The organism is Thermostichus sp. OS-CIW-26, from assembly GCF_054058395.1.
Genome location: NZ_JBSSAG010000005.1, coordinates 86,409 through 101,199 on the forward strand (window position 1 = coordinate 86,409; position 14,791 = coordinate 101,199).

Annotated in this window: 12 protein-coding genes and 2 pseudogenes; 5 read left to right on the top strand and 9 right to left on the bottom strand. The window is 58.9% G+C overall.

What is annotated here, in order from left to right:
- Positions 1 to 269 precede the first annotated feature (269 nt).
- The 3 genes from ACVW0C_RS03955 (at position 270) to rpsD (ending at position 3,709) form a co-directional block, all read left to right on the top strand.
- Entirely contained in the window at positions 270 to 1,652 is a 1,383-nt protein-coding gene (locus ACVW0C_RS03955; RefSeq protein ID WP_011432726.1) for a nicotinate phosphoribosyltransferase, read from the top strand.
- 132 nt (positions 1,653 to 1,784) lie between these two features.
- The gene (gene gmd / locus ACVW0C_RS03960; protein ID WP_457384411.1) at positions 1,785 to 2,921 is read left to right on the top strand and encodes a GDP-mannose 4,6-dehydratase; all 1,137 of its coding nucleotides are present in this window, start codon (positions 1,785 to 1,787) and stop codon (positions 2,919 to 2,921) included.
- Between the two features lie 176 nt (positions 2,922 to 3,097).
- A complete protein-coding gene (rpsD, locus tag ACVW0C_RS03965; RefSeq protein ID WP_011432724.1) occupies positions 3,098 to 3,709 on the top strand; it encodes a 30S ribosomal protein S4 in 612 nt (203 codons plus the stop codon).
- Positions 3,710 to 3,920: 211 nt separating this feature from the next.
- Here the strand turns inward: rpsD and ACVW0C_RS03970 are convergent.
- A pseudogene (locus ACVW0C_RS03970) lies at positions 3,921 to 4,040 on the bottom strand (IS200/IS605 family transposase); the annotation flags it as partial.
- Between the two features lie 13 nt (positions 4,041 to 4,053).
- Here ACVW0C_RS03970 and ACVW0C_RS03975 point away from each other — a divergent pair.
- A pseudogene (locus ACVW0C_RS03975) lies at positions 4,054 to 4,530 on the top strand (RNA-guided endonuclease InsQ/TnpB family protein); the annotation flags it as partial.
- A 58-nt stretch (positions 4,531 to 4,588) separates the two neighbouring features.
- Positions 4,589 to 5,095, top strand: coding sequence for a heavy metal-responsive transcriptional regulator (locus tag ACVW0C_RS03980; RefSeq protein WP_457384412.1), 507 nt, complete (start codon positions 4,589 to 4,591; stop codon positions 5,093 to 5,095).
- On the opposite strand, the gene glmS is transcribed toward ACVW0C_RS03980, so the two are convergent.
- From glmS to rplI, 8 genes are all read right to left on the bottom strand, one after another.
- On the bottom strand, positions 5,056 to 6,903 hold the full coding sequence (glmS, locus tag ACVW0C_RS03985) for a glutamine--fructose-6-phosphate transaminase (isomerizing) (RefSeq protein ID WP_414351842.1): 1,848 nt from the start codon (positions 6,901 to 6,903) through the stop codon (positions 5,056 to 5,058). The genes ACVW0C_RS03980 and glmS overlap by 40 nt on opposite strands.
- A gap of 176 nt (positions 6,904 to 7,079) precedes the next feature.
- Positions 7,080 to 8,300: an MlaD family protein gene (locus ACVW0C_RS03990; protein ID WP_457384413.1), complete on the bottom strand. Its 1,221-nt coding sequence runs from the start codon at positions 8,298 to 8,300 to the stop codon at positions 7,080 to 7,082.
- Positions 8,300 to 9,106 (bottom strand): ABC transporter ATP-binding protein, encoded by an 807-nt coding sequence (locus ACVW0C_RS03995; protein ID WP_414417147.1) that lies wholly within the window; start codon positions 9,104 to 9,106, stop codon positions 8,300 to 8,302. The genes ACVW0C_RS03990 and ACVW0C_RS03995 overlap by 1 nt, the downstream gene beginning before the upstream one ends.
- A 204-nt stretch (positions 9,107 to 9,310) precedes the next feature.
- Entirely contained in the window at positions 9,311 to 10,198 is an 888-nt protein-coding gene (locus ACVW0C_RS04000; RefSeq protein ID WP_457384414.1) for a TerC family protein, read from the bottom strand.
- Between the two features lie 260 nt (positions 10,199 to 10,458).
- Positions 10,459 to 11,292: a nickel pincer cofactor biosynthesis protein LarB gene (larB, locus tag ACVW0C_RS04005; RefSeq protein WP_457384415.1), complete on the bottom strand. Its 834-nt coding sequence runs from the start codon at positions 11,290 to 11,292 to the stop codon at positions 10,459 to 10,461.
- 46 nt (positions 11,293 to 11,338) lie between these two features.
- Positions 11,339 to 12,235 (bottom strand): universal stress protein, encoded by an 897-nt coding sequence (locus ACVW0C_RS04010; RefSeq protein WP_457384416.1) that lies wholly within the window; start codon positions 12,233 to 12,235, stop codon positions 11,339 to 11,341.
- A 131-nt stretch (positions 12,236 to 12,366) separates the two neighbouring features.
- On the bottom strand, positions 12,367 to 14,142 hold the full coding sequence (gene dnaB / locus ACVW0C_RS04015; RefSeq protein WP_457384428.1) for a replicative DNA helicase: 1,776 nt from the start codon (positions 14,140 to 14,142) through the stop codon (positions 12,367 to 12,369).
- Positions 14,143 to 14,320: 178 nt separating this feature from the next.
- Positions 14,321 to 14,785, bottom strand: coding sequence for a 50S ribosomal protein L9 (gene rplI, locus ACVW0C_RS04020; RefSeq protein ID WP_414329820.1), 465 nt, complete (start codon positions 14,783 to 14,785; stop codon positions 14,321 to 14,323).
- Between the last annotated feature and the right edge of the window lie 6 nt (positions 14,786 to 14,791).

The window sequence follows — 14,791 nt, forward strand, 5'->3', positions numbered from 1 at the left end:
CACCCGCTCGATAGAGTTGGACGGGTAACACTTATGGTTGGTTTCACTATAAGTTGGGGGCAAGATTTTGTCCAGATGGCCGCCTGTATTTCTGGCTGAGTTTGGGTTTGGTGTCTTGTCGAGGCCGATTTTTAGGGTTTTTTGGGGTTGTGATGCTTCTGGTGGATCCCTACAAGCAGCCTTACTTATGGTAAGTTTCACTATAACCTTCGCAACAGCTCTCTGCTCGATCCCGCCGTTCCCCACTGGCTTCTGCCCCGAGGTTTTTCATGTTGAGCCCTGATTTCTCGTCGTTGCGGCCCCAAGACTATGGCCTGCTAACCGACCTGTACCAGTTCACCATGGCCGCCTGCTACGTGGGGGAAGGGCTAGAGTCTCAGCCCGCTGCCTTTGAGCTGTTTGTGCGGCGGCTGCCCACCGACTATGGCTACCTAATCGCCATGGGGCTCACCCAGGCAGTGGACTATCTGCAGCAACTGAGCTTCGCCCCCGAGGCTTTGCGAGCGCTGCGGGAAACGGGCATTTTCGCCGATGCGCCGGAGCGCTTTTGGGAGCTGCTGGCCCGCTGCCGGTTTGAGGGGGATGTGTGGGCGGTGCCGGAAGGAACCGCCATTTTCGCCAACCAGCCCCTGTTGCGGGTGGAAGCCCCCCTCTGGCAAGCCCAACTGGTGGAAACTTACTTGCTGTCCACCTTTAACTACCAGACCCTGATCGCCACCAAGGCGGCCCGTATGCGAGATGCAGCAGGGGATGAGGCCATTTTGTTGGAGTTCGGCACCCGGCGAGCTTTTGGTCCCCAGGCGGGGCTGTGGGCAGCCCGGGCGGCTCTGGCGGCAGGGTTCAATGCCACCTCCAACGTCTTGGCAGCCCTGAAATTGGGGCGCAAGCCGGCAGGAACCATGGCCCATTCCCTAGTGATGGCCATTGCTGCTCTCTCGGGAGACGAAACCCGCGCCTTTCAATCCTTTCGGCGCTACTTTCCCCAAGCTGCGCTTCTAATCGATACCTACGATCCCATCCAAGGGGCGCGCACAGCAGCCCAGCTCTTTGCGGCCAGAAGCCCAGATCAACTGGGATCCCAGGGGGAAATCGGCGGGGTGCGCATCGACTCGGGAGATTTGGAAGATCTCTCTCGCCGGGTGAAACAAATTTTGCCTCAAGGCGCCCCGGTGTTCGTCAGTGGGGATTTGGACGAATACGAGATCGAGCGCCTGCATCGCTCCCAAGCCCCCATCAGCGGTTATGGGGTGGGCACCCGCCTGGTAACTGGAGAAGGCGTAAACGGGGTGTACAAATTGGTGGAAATCAATGGGATCCCAGTGGCCAAAGCTTCCTTTGCCAAAGCCACCCTTCCCGGTCGCAAGCAGATCTTTCGCGGCCCTGAAGGAGACTTGTTGGGCCATGCTGACGAGCCCCCGCCTCCTGGCTACGAACCGCTCTTGCGCAAAGTTATGGAAAAAGGGCTGCTGCTGGATCCCTTGCCGGATCTGGAAGCCATTGCCCGCACCAGCCGCGCCTCTGTGCTGTGCCTGCCCCAGGGAGTGCGACAACTGCGCCAGCCGGATCCCTGGCCCACAGCCCTGACTGCCGCTTTGCAACGGTTGAAAGACCACACCCTTGGCCAGGAATGTGCCTCGGCGGGCCCTGCCTGAGGAGAAGGAGTCCCGCTGCACTATAATGTTCTAGCTTCAAGGTCTCCGCTTTGAGGTTTGAGTTTTGCCATTGGACTTGAGCCTCAGGCCATTTTGATTTTTGGTGTTTTCCTAGTCTTTGCCCCCAGCTCTATGACCCAACGTGCCCTAATTACCGGCATCACCGGACAGGATGGCTCCTATCTGGCCGAGCTGTTGTTGAAGAAAAACTACGAAGTTCACGGCATCATCCGCCGCGCCAGCACCTTCAACACCGACCGCATCGACCACATCTACGTGGATGCCCACAACCCCCAGGCCAGGCTGTTTCTCCACTACGGGGATCTCACGGATGGCACCACCCTGCGCAGGATTTTGGAACAGGTGCAGCCGACGGAAGTGTACAACCTGGGGGCCCAATCCCACGTGCGGGTGAGCTTTGATGCGCCGGAATACACCGTCGATGCAGTGGCCATGGGCACGCTGCGTCTTCTAGAGGCCATCCGCGACTACCAGCAGCGCACCGGGATCCGGGTGAAGTTTTACCAGGCAGGCTCCTCGGAGATGTTCGGCCTGGTGCAAGAGATCCCGCAAAAGGAAACCACCCCCTTCTACCCGCGCAGCCCCTATGCCTGTGCCAAGGTGTACGGCTACTGGCAGACGGTCAACTACCGCGAAGCCTACAACCTCTTCGCCTGCAACGGTATCTTGTTCAACCACGAAAGCCCACGGCGAGGGGAAACCTTTGTAACCCGCAAGATCACCCGCGCCGTCAGCCGCATTGTGGCCGGCAAACAGGACAAGCTCTACCTGGGCAACCTGGATGCCAAGCGGGACTGGGGCTACGCCAAAGACTACGTCGAGGGGATGTGGATGATGCTCCAACAACCCCAGCCGGATGACTATGTGCTGGCTACCGGGGAAACCCACACTGTGCGCGAGTTTGTGGAACGGGCCTTCGCGCTGGTGGGCCTGCCGATTACCTGGAAAGGCTCCGGCCAAGCCGAACAGGGGTTGTACAAAGACCAAGTGTTGATCGAGATCGACCCCCGCTACTACCGCCCAACCGAGGTGGATCTGCTGTTGGGGGATGCTTCAAAAGCCAAGCGAGTCCTGGGGTGGGAACCCAAAGTAAGCTTCCCGCAATTGGTGGAGCTGATGGTGCTGGCCGACTTGGAAGCCATCGGCCTGGATCCGGATCCCATCTTGGGGGAACGGCGCACCCTCAACGGCCTGCTCAGCGAAGATCGCGCCTTCATCCGCACCCAAATGGGGGTTCACTACGACTGACAAGACAGTTAGAACGGTGGAGACGGGATCCCAAAAGACAGCCTTGCCCCCTTGCCCAAAGTAGGGATCAAACGCTTAATATAGTAGATCGCCGATTCTTTTGGTGGTTTGTACTCTTGCTCCCTAGCTGACCATCTCTTGCAGAGTTTGTTTGCTGATTTTGGAGAAATGCCCGCATGTCCCGCTACACAGGTCCCCGCCTAAAAATCATTCGTCGCTTCGGGGGACTTGATCTGCCCGGTTTGACGCGCAAGCGCCCCAAAAATACCAATCCACCCGGTATGCACGGGGCCGAGCGCAAGAAAAAATCCGAATATGCCATTCGCCTGGAAGAAAAGCAGAAGGTGCGCTTTAACTACGGGCTGAGCGAGCGGCAGATGATCCGCTACATGCGCAAGGCACGGCGCTCCAAGGGATCCACCGGTTTGGCCTTGCTGCAAATGCTGGAAATGCGGTTGGATTGCATCGTGTTTCGTCTGGGCATGGCTCCAACCATTCCGGCAGCTCGGCAGCTCGTGAGCCACGGCCACATAGAGGTTAACGGCCAAAAGGTAACCATTCCCAGCTATGGCTGCAAAGTGGGGGATGTGATTACAGTAAAAAACAAGGAATCTTCCCGCAAGCTGGTGGCCGCCTACGCGGAGTATCCGGGGTTGTTTTTGCCGGACTACCTGGAGTTTGACAAAGAAAAGCTGCGCGGACGCATCAAGGAATTGCCCCCCCGCGAGCAAATTTGCGCCCCGGTCAACGAGCTTTTGGTGGTTGAGTTCTATTCCCGCAAGCTCTAGGGATCCCCTTTTGTGGCCATTGCAAATTGCAGGGGAATTTTGGGCAGTTTGACGTTCTCCTCACCCTTGAGGCCGGGGGATTTTTCACGGTTTGTTTTTTGTAGCGTTTCCCCTGCTCATCGCTCCTGTTGGCGATGCGTAGCGTTAGCTAGACCGCCGGGAAGCCCTGCCCTCTGTTAGTGACTAGTGGCTAGTCACTATCCACTCACCACTATCCAGGGTGAAGGTCGGGATGAGAGGCGGGGACACTTTGGTTTTCAATGGACTGGCCTAAAACCGAGACGGTAACCCCACCGCATGAAGCAATAAGGTAGGATTCATTCCAGTAGATTACCCTTGCCTCAATGAGAACTGCTTACCAGTACCGTTTGCGACCTACGCCCAGCCAGATTGCTTTGATGAGCGAGTGGCTAGACTTGTTACGAAAGCAGTATAACTATCGCTTGGCAGAGCGCTTTGCGTGGTGGGAACACAATCGCTGTGATAGCAATGCTTGTCCCCTAGTCTGTCATTTGCCCCAGCTGAAAGACAAGCCCGATTTCTACTCCCAAAAACGGGACTTGGTGAAGACGAAAGCCCTGTTTCCGCAGTACAGAGCCATCCATTCGCAAGTCCTGCAAAACTGCATAGAGCGAGTGCACAAAGCATTCGACCGGTGGCTGAAGGGGGACGGTAACGGCAAGCGGGCAGGGAAACCCAGATTCAAGGGAGTTGGGCGGTATCGCTCCTTCACTTTCCCCCGGATGAAACAAGACTGCATTTGCGGGCAGTTTATCCATCTGCCCAAAATCGGTGCTGTTCGCATAATTCAGCACCGTCCTTAGCATGAGTGTGGGAGTATGTCACGCTGAAGAAATCTACAGGGATCCAGTTGGGGACATGTCGAATCCTGCTGCTGTCCAGGACTTGTCTGCCAGCCTGAAGATCGGCCAGGTGGCTCTAGCAGCCGGCTTGCCTGTACGCACGGTGCGCTACTACGAATCGATAGGCCTGCTGAAGCCAACGGTGGAACGGGCGGAGTCCAGCTATCGGCTGTTCGACCCTTCGGTTTTGGTTCGTCTGGCCTTTATCCGCCGCTGCCAGAGCCTGGGCCTGAGCTTAGAAGAAATCCGCCAAATCCTGGATGTCCACGACCGAGGGGAGCAGCCTTGTCCAGAAATTCGCCAGCATCTGCAAGGCAAGCTGCAGGAGATTGAACAGCGAATTGCCGATCTGCAAGCGCTGAAAAGCCAAATTCAAGGTCTCCTCTCCGATTGGCAGATCCCCCCTGCGGCTGCTGATGAAAAAGAGGTGATCTGCCCGATTTTGCAAAAACCAGGGGCCGGTGGTGGCAAGAGCGACAGCCGTTACTCCACTGTTACCGACTTAGCCAAGTTGCGCGGCTGATCCACATCGGCTCCGCGGCGCAAAGCCATGGCGTAGGCGAACAACTGCAGGGGGATCACGTTCAGAACCGCCGACAACAGGGGTGTCGTGCTGGGCACCTCGATGATGTGGTCGGCTTTCTCCCGCACCTGGGTGTCTTCGGGGTTGATGAGGGCGATCACCCGTCCCCCCCGCGCCCGCACCTGTTCGATGTTGGAGAGCATTTTTTCGTAGACGGGATCCCGGGTGGCAATGCACACCACCGGCACCCGCTCGTCGATGAGGGCGATAGGGCCATGCTTCATCTCCCCTGCCGGGTAGCCTTCGGCGTGGATATAGCTCACCTCTTTCATCTTCAAAGCTCCTTCCAGGGCAATCGGGGCGTTAACCCAGCGGCCCAGATAGAGCATGTTGGCAACATGATGGTACTGCTCCGCCAGTTGGTCGTAGAGGGCGGCGTCCTTCAGCATCAGGCTGATCTTGCCCGGCAGCTCAATCAAGGCTTGCAGGTGGGCTTGGATCTGGGCCGGGCTGAGGATCCCTTTGGCCTGGGCCAGTTGCAAGGCCAGCAAGTACCCTGCCACCAACATGCCGGTAAACACTTTGGTGGAAGCCACGGCAATCTCCGGCCCGGCATGGATGTAGAGGACTCCAGCATCCGCCAGGCGGCTGGCCTGGGATCCGATGGCGTTGACAATCGCCAGAGTCGGGATCCCTTGGGTGCGGGCCTCGCTCATGGCTGCCAGCGTATCGACGGTTTCTCCCGACTGGGTTAAGGCCAGCAACAGGTGGTTGGGGCGCAACACCGGCTGGCGGTAGCGAAACTCAGAGGCGTAATCCACCTCTACAGGGGTACGGGCCAAGCTCTCGATGAAGTACTTGAGCACCCAGCAGGCGTGCCAGGCAGTACCACAGGCTACAGCGTGGATGTGCTCAATGTGGGCCAGTTGCGCTTCAGAAAGCGTCAGCCCCTCCAGTGTCACCCGGCCCTGTTCCAGATCCACCCGCCCCCGTAGCGTATCGGTGGTGGTGCGGGGCTGCTCAAAGATCTCCTTTTGCATGAAGTGCTTGTAGCCTCCCTTGGCGGCTGAGACGGGATCCCAGGCCACGGTGATGCTGGATTTGCGCAGCTCCTCGCCGGTAATGCGCAAGTAGCGCACTTGAGACTCCGTGAGAACCGCCATTTCCCCATCCTCCAAGAACACCACCTTGCGGGTATGGCGGACAATGGCAGGCAGATCGGAGGCGACGAAGTTTTCTCCTTCTCCCTCTCCCACCACCACGGCTCCGGCATTGCCCAAACGGGCTGCGATCAGCCGATCCGGCGCCTCCCGATCCAGAGCCACCACGGCGTTTCCCCCCCGCAGTTGCCCCATGACCTGGCCAAAGGCCGCCTCAAAGGAGCCCAGCTCTTCGGTGTAGAGACCCAGCAGTTGGGCGATCACTTCCGTATCGGTTTGGGAGCGGAATGGGATCCCCCGCTCCAGGAGACGCTCCTTTAGCTCCAGGTAGTTTTCCACAATGCCGTTTTGGATCACCACAATGCGCCCGCGCTCGTCGCAGTGGGGGTGAGCATTTTCTTCGGTCACGCCGCCGTGGGTGGCCCAGCGGGTATGTCCGATCCCTACCTTGGCCGTGGGCATGTTGGCCGTCAGCTTCACCAGCAGGTTGTGCAGCTTGCCGGTAGCGCGGACAACTCTCAATCCTTCTTCGGGATCCACTGTGGCAATGCCGGCAGAATCATAGCCCCGATACTCCAAGGTGCGCAGGCCCTCCAACAGGATGGGGGCAGCCCACTGAAAACCCACGTAGCCGACAATGCCACACATTCCTCACACCTCAACCTCAGTCGCATCAGCGTTGCGTAGCAATACAGGCAACACCTTATCCGCAAAGCCTACCCCAGGTTGGGGATCCCTTCAACGGCTTTGGCCGCCGTTGTTACCTCAGCGGGTCATCTCAGGGATCCCAGACTCCCGCTAGAGAGAGGGGAAAGGCAGCCAACTTATGGGGAAGTCTGCGGCTGCCATCCTTGGGATCCAGGGGCAACTCCCTGGGCAAAAGAGACGGGCGCAAAATGGAACTGATAACCTTCGGCCACCGCGGGCTGGATCCCATCTTCCCCAGGGACGCTGGAGACCAAGTTGCTCAGCCCCAATACCAACTCTCGAATGCCGCGGCGAAACTGGGGATCCCCGGTCAGCTCGTCGATGTCGGCGGTGATCTTTTGCATGTTTTGAAAGGTGATGCGGGCGGAATCGAGGGTTTGGCGCAGAGTAGCTAAAGTGCCCGGATCGTTGAGGCTGGCGGCAATCTGCCGCAGATCTTCGGTAGCTTGGGCCACGTTCTCCGCAGCCGCTCGCACCTCGGCCAGGATCTGGCGCACATCGGCCTGGAGTTGTGGATCGGTAACCAGCGGGCGCACCGCGCTCGACATGGCCTGGAGATCGGCGCTCACCTGCTGGATGTTCTCCAGGGCGGCGTTAAGGGAAGTGCGGTTTTGATCCACCAGGGCGGTGAATTGATCGGCAGCCGCTTGAAAACTGCGGGCAGTTCCCCCCACAGCTCCAGCCGCGTCTTGGATGGCCGTGGCAGCGGTCGTGAATTGCAACAAGTCCAGATCTTCGGTGCGCAGGGCAGCTACTCGCTCTTCCACGGTTTCTGAGAGATCGGCCACGCTATTGGCGACGCGGGTGATCCCCTCCAGAGTGGTGTTAAGGGTATCGAAGAGCTCGTCCTCGTTGACCCGTGTGAGCAATCGATCCAGCCTAATCAATAGCTGGCCAAAATCCACTCCAGGGGTTCCCTCCACCACATCTCCATTGCAAACCATTTGGCTGCTGTCGCAGTCTGGCGCCAGGGGGGATCCTGTCAACTGGACGTTCAGTCGGGGCAGGATGTCCATCACCGTTTCCCCCACCAACCCCGTCTGTTTGGTTACAAACAGGGCGTTGCGGGGAATAGCCAAAGGCTGGTCAATGGCCACCTGCACCTCCACTTGATTGGGTTGAGGCGTGATACGCTCCACCCGACCTACGGTTACCCCCCGCAGCCGCACACTGGATCCCTCGGCCAGCCCGGCCACGTTGGTATAGGTGACGGTAAATTGAAAGCCGCGACTGCCGAAGCGCAGGTTGTAGATCCACAAAAACAGGCCGGCAAAGCCCAGCGCCCCCGCCAGGATCAACAGGCCCACTGCCCCTTCTCGCACTGCTCGCGAACGCATCACACCTGCCCCGCCACTTGAATTGGCCCTTCTACGCTACCGCTGAAAAACTGCCGCACAAAGGGGTTATCGCACGTTTCAATCTGCTGCACGGATCCCTCCCACTGCACCCGCCCCTGGGCCAACAACACAATGCGGTCGGTGGCGCGGTAAATGGTGCTGTGCTGGTGGGTCACCACAATGTAGCTCTCACAGGCTTTTTTCACCTGCTGCAGCTCCCGGATGAGATCTTCAATTACCGTGGAGGCAATGGGATCCAAGCCCGCTGTGGGCTCGTCGTACAGCAGCAATTGGGGCTCATCCTGGGGCAGAGAAGGATCCTCCATAATGGCGCGGGCGAAGCTGGCCCGTTTGCGCATCCCCCCCGAGAGTTCTTCTGGCAGGTTGTGCTCTTTGCCCGCCAGCCCCACCGCCTCCAGCTTGGCGGCCACCAATTCCCGAATGCGGGAGCGGGGCAACTGCGAGTGCTCGTAGAGCAAAAACCCCACGTTTTCTTCCACCGTCAGGGAGTCGAAGAGGGCGGCCTGCTGAAACACCATCCCTACTCGCAAAGGGGGAGTTGCATGATGGGCTTGAATCTCCGGGAGCGGGATCCCGCACCAGAGCACTTCTCCAGCGTCTGGCTCCGTTAGGCCGGCGATGATGCGCAGCAGCGTCGATTTCCCGGTGCCCGAAGGCCCCACCAGGCCCAGGGCCTCACCCCGGTACACCTTCAGATCCACGTGGTCAAGCACCACCGTCGAGCCGAAGCGCTTGGAAACTTGGCGCAGCTCCACCAAGGGGGCAGTGCTCTGCACTGCTGGCATGCTCAGAACCTCCGCCCTCGCCAAAGGCTGGAGCCTATTTTCCGCGGCCTGCTGCTCCTTTGGGCTGTCTATGCTGCTTCTGAAGCACTTGACCAATGATTTCAAGCAAAACTGGGGGCTCAGGATGCTTCCCTCCTTGAGTCGGCTTCACTGCTAGTTTAGGAGTCGGCAGGGGCCAAGGCAATGAAGCAGCCCACAGCCCTATCAAGGCAGATCAGGGATCCCTGGCGATAGGCCCAAGCCGTACCTCTCCTCTCCATTCTCTCTGCTCTGGGGCTCAGGGGCGAGGTCTTCCTCAAGGGCAGTCACCCAACCGGAGGGGACGATTTCCATCTCGTCTGTAACCCCTGCTCTTTTCTCTTCCCTCTTCTCTCCGTCAGCCAGCTCCGGCTGTTCATCCTGCTCCGAATTGAGTTTCACGCGCCGCGAGAAGCCCCAGACAAATAAGGGGATCACGGCCACCACCATCCCCCACTCTGGGATCTCGATTTGGGGGAAAAACACCTCCAACAACATGGTGCTCCCCACCAAGGCGATGATGGCAAAAGCGGCGTCTTCCAGGTGAGAGAACTCATCCAACCAACGCAAAAACAGAGAAGCCATGTAGCGCATCAGGGTAATGCCGAGAATGCCGCCGAGGATGATTACCCAAGCCTTGCGGGAGACACCCACCGAAGCAGCGATACTGTCGAAAGAAAAAACCAGATCCGTCAGTTCCACCATCACCAGGGTCTGCCAAAAATTGGCGTGGCGGGTGATGTCCTGTTCTGGGCCTTCTTCCCCGCCCCGAAAGTGCTGCCAGGCTAGCCAGAGCAGATAACAGGCCCCCAAGAATTGGGCGGGCGGATACTCCACCAACCAAACCGCTGCAAAGACAATGGCGATGCGAAAGCCGTAAGCGCCGATGATGCCCCAGCGCAAGGCCCGATTTTGTTGCTGAGGGGTGGGCAGGTGCTTCACCAGAGCCGCCAGGGCAACGGCGTTGTCCGCAGAGAGGGCGGCCTCCAAAAACACCAAAGCCACCACCAAGAAAAGATCTGCCCAGGTGAAGGACTGAGTCATCCCTTGCGCCAGGATCAAGGTTGCCCCCATCGCATCTGTTGCATTTTTGACAAGTGTTGCATCAATTAGCATATTCGCGCGTTTTGTCCGCCCCAGTCAGTCCAACACAGCAGTTAACCAGCGTAGGAACCCTCCCCATCTTCGGATAAAGGTACCCCAGAAAAAGGCATGAACCCAGTTAGGTGACCAGAGGCAACACCCTCAAACTCCCGAAGGATGGGAAAGAGAAAGCCCAAGCCTAAACTATGGCCTGAGTATAGCCTGTTTGGCTCAGGATCTATTTACAATTCTTAACCTTCCGAAATCTGTCGATTCCCTGTTGGATCTCCAGCGGGGCCGCATGAACTCAATCGAGCTGCCAGCCGTTGTCCGCAACGCAGGATCTGGCCTGCCAGAATCGCCGCCCCGAAACCGTTATCGATGTTCAGCACTCCCACCCCCGCCGCGCAAGAGTTGAGCATGGTGAGCAGGGCAGCCAAGCCTTGAAAGCTGGCCCCGTAGCCAATGCTGGTGGGCACAGCGATCACCGGACAATCCGCCAGACCCGCCACCACGCTGGCCAAGGCCCCCTCCATGCCCGCCACCACGATCAGCACGTCTGCTTGCAGGGCCGCCCGGTTGTGCAGCAGCCGATGGATCCCGGCCACCCCCACATCCCAGAGGCGCTTCACCTGAAACCCGGAAAGCTCGAGCGTGAGGGCGGCTTCTTCTGCCACCGGTAAGTCGGCAGTGCCGGCGGAGATCACGCTGACCTGTCCAGGATGGCTGACCACCTGCTGGGACGGGATCCAACACAAGCGGGCCACCTGGGAATACTGCACCTGGGGTAAGCGGCTGCGGATCTCGGCATACACCTGGGCTTCGATGCGGGTGGCCAAGGCCAGGGATCCCCGCTGGTGGAGTTGCTCCAGGATCTGGGCAATCTGATCTGGGGTCTTGCCCGGCCCCCACACGGCTTCGGGAAAGCCCGTGCGCAAGGGACGGTGGTGATCCACATGGGCGAAGTCTCCCACCGGCTCGAAGGGCAGAAAGCGATAGGCTTGCAGGGCTTGCTCTGGGGTGAGCTTCCCTTGGGCCACCGCCCGAAACAGATCCTGCAGCGCTGTCGTGGAAGGGGGGTTCATGGAGGATGAGTTAATCTGCAACACTCGGCTTGGATCTTGCCTGGATTTATTGGGCCAAAGACCCGCGCGGGAAAAACAACACCGGATGCCAACTTTGCCGCAAAATCTCGCCGGTGAGGCTGCGAACCGACCACTCCCAGAAGCTGCCCACGTGGGGGGAGGCAGTGGCGATGGCCGTCATGTCTTCATCGGCGGCGGTGGCCAGGATCTCTTTGAGAGGGGATCCCACCCGCACCAAGGTGCGCAACTGTACGGGTTTCACCTGCTCGCTCAGGGGTTCAAGCACCTGGGCCAGGTCAGCCTCGGCTTTGCGTTGGAGCACCTCCACCGGAGTTCCTTGGTTGCGGCGGGCGCTGGGATCCACCACGTAGAGCAGGGTAAGCGTCTGACACTGGGAAGTACCGGGCAGCAGGTGGCCGAGATGGTTCAGCAACTGCTGACGCGGCTGCTCAAAGTCAAAGGGCACCAAGAGGCAGCGAAACAGGTGGCGGCTGCGCAAGCGCAATTCTTCCAGGGTAAAGGTAGCCAGCAGCTGGGGGCGCATCACCAGTAGGGGGATTTTCAGCTTCGGCAACAGCGCCATGGTGGTGCTGCCGAACAATTTTTCGGCGAGCAGATTGTGGGTGCCCATGCCTGTGATTAACAGATCGCAGCCGTAGGCTTGGATCCCTTTTAAGATCGCCTCTGCCGGCTTGCCCACCTGCACCAGAGCCTTGACTTCCAACCCCGCCGGGATCGGGTTCAGCAGCTTCTGCAACTGGGCCTGCTCCGCCTGGATTTCGGGGGTAATGTCTTCGGGAATGCCGATGTCGTCCTCCTGCCAATCCATGCTGCGGACGAAGGTGACGCGCTCAATGCCGTTGCTGTGCAGATCTTCCAAACACTTGCCAAAACGCTGCAGGCCATCTCGGCGGTCGGTGGCAATTAACACGTTTTTAAACATATCGTTTTGAGCATTGGGAGAGAGGGTAGCCGGCTCAAGAGCAACGCTTTGGCCCGCAGCGATCCTAAGCTAACACCTTGCGGGGTTGTTCCCAAGGCAGCAGCTCCGGATCCCTCTTCGGCATCGGTTGCTCAGCGGTTGGGATCCGCCAGGTTGCGAAACTGGGTGTACTGGCTTTCGAACAGCAGGCGCACGGTACCGGTGGGGCCGTTGCGATGTTTGGCAATGATGACCTCGGCAATGCCGCGATCGCTGGTGTTGGGATCGTAGTATTCCGGGCGATAGATCATCATCACCAGATCGGCATCCTGCTCGATGCTGTTGTGAACTAGCAGACCGTTGGCCACGAAGTTGTGGTGGCGGGGCATTTCGACGTCGTAAACCGGCTGAGGCTCCCCCGGCTCGCTGATGAACACCACCGGATCCCAGATCAGCCCCTCCTGCACCACCACCGCCACCTCTTCCTCCAATTGCAGCTCGTCGAGGGTTTTCCAGCCGTCTGGGGTCAAGAAGGGATGGTTGCCGGTGGCGCGAATGGAAAAGTTGAGGCGGGTTTTCAGAAGACAAGTGGGCTGCCGACCACTGCAAAACACCTTCACAGGCTGTTGGGGCACCAAGCGTCCGCGTCCGTTCAAGCTGAGCAGGCGGGGCAGTTCCGCCACAGCCGGTAGGGCCGCCAGTTGATCCAACCGCCAGATCTTGCCGCGATCCACATCCATCACCTGCGTATCCCCGGCCAGACAGCCCGATTCCCGCAGATCCGCCAGCTGTGGACGTTTGTCGGAGCGCGACTCGACAGCCCGACTGAGCTGAGACAGCACCAGCACCGGCACCATCAGCTCCTTGGCCATGGCCTTGAGGCCACGGGTAATGCGCGACAGCTCCTGCACCCGGTTGTCAGCAGCGGATCCCTGCATCAGTTGTAGGTAGTCGATCAACACCATCCCCAACGTTCCCCCCTGTTCCGCCTGCAAACGCCGCGCTTTGGAGCGAATTTCGGTAACGGTACAGTCGGGGGTATCGTCGATGAACAGGGGCAATTGCGACAAAAAACCAATGGCTTGGCCCAGGCGCTGCCACTCGTGTTCGCTAATGCGCCCAGAACGCAGACGGCTGCTGTCGATGCGGGCTTCGCTGGCCAAAAGCCGCTGCACCAGTTGCTCCCGAGACATTTCCAGGCTAAAGATAGCGACCGGCTGCTTGGTGTAGGCAGCCACATTTTGGGCAATGTTGAGGGCCAGGCTGGTTTTCCCCATCGAAGGCCGACCGGCCAGGATCAACAAATCGGATCGCTGCAAGCCCTGGGTCAGGTTATCCAGGTCGATGAATTTGGTCGGGATCCCAGGGAGCTGAGCCCCACTCTGGAACTTCTCTTCCAAGTCCGAGAAGATATTGACCAAAACCTCGGAGGCCGGGATGAGGCTACGCTGCACCCGCTCTTGGGTGAGTCGAAACACCTCCTGCTCGGCTTGATCCATCACCTGAGACAGGGGCTGACTGGTATCGTAGGCCAAACGAGCCAGGGTGTTGCTCACCTGGATCAATTGGCGGCGCATGTATTTATCCATCACCAGGCGAGCATACTGGTCGATGTTGACGCTGCTGACGGTTTGCTCCAGCAGACGACGGATCGCCCCTGTTCCTCCCACCCGCTCCAGAAGGTGATGATCTGCCAACCAGGCAGACACAGTCATCAAGTCGGTGGGTTGGCCTTGGCTGTGCAGTTGGAGGGCAGCCCGGTAAATCTCTTGGTGGGCAGAGATGTAGAACATCTCTGGTCGCAGAAACTCCGCGACCCGCACCAACGCATCCGGATCGAGGAGAATGCCCCCCAGGATTTCCTCCTCGGCTTCAATGTTTTGAGGAGGAAGCCGATCCCCACCCGTTAAGTCGTAATCGCTGATCACCGCAAGCCAGGATAGGAAAATCAACCCAGCCCTAGGGCAACCGGCCTCTCAGCCAAGCAGGCCCACTCAGCAGGTAGGCCAAGCTACAGGCTGAGCATACCCGCTTGTTGCCTAAGGCAAAAACCCTACTCACCCCGGGATCCCTCACGGGAACTCAGGGATCCTCGAAGGTGAGTCCTCATTCGGGAGTAACCTGAATGCGCAGCGTAGCGGTAACTTCGGGGTGTAGCTTCACCTGCACGGGATAAACCCCGGTTTTTTTGATTTCCTCGTTGAGGAGAATGTTGCGGCGGTCGATATCCAGGCCGCTGGTAGCCAGCACCACCTCGGCAATATCGCTGGTGGTAACCTGCCCGAATAGGAGATCGTGTTCTCCCACTTTCTTACGGATGACGAAGCGACCAATGGTCTCCAGAGCGGTCTTGTAGTTTTCCGCCCGTTGTTTTTCTGCCAGTTTACGAGCCGCTTCCTGCTCCAGACGCATCTGCTGCTCTTTCAATATGCCAGGGGTAACCCGCACCGCCATCTGCCGTGGGAAGAGGTAGTTGCGAGCATAGCCGGGCTTGACGTTGACAATCTCTCCGGGCTTGCCCAGCCCTGGGATCGCCTGGCGCAGCACAACCTGCATGTTACGTTTCGACATTGGGAA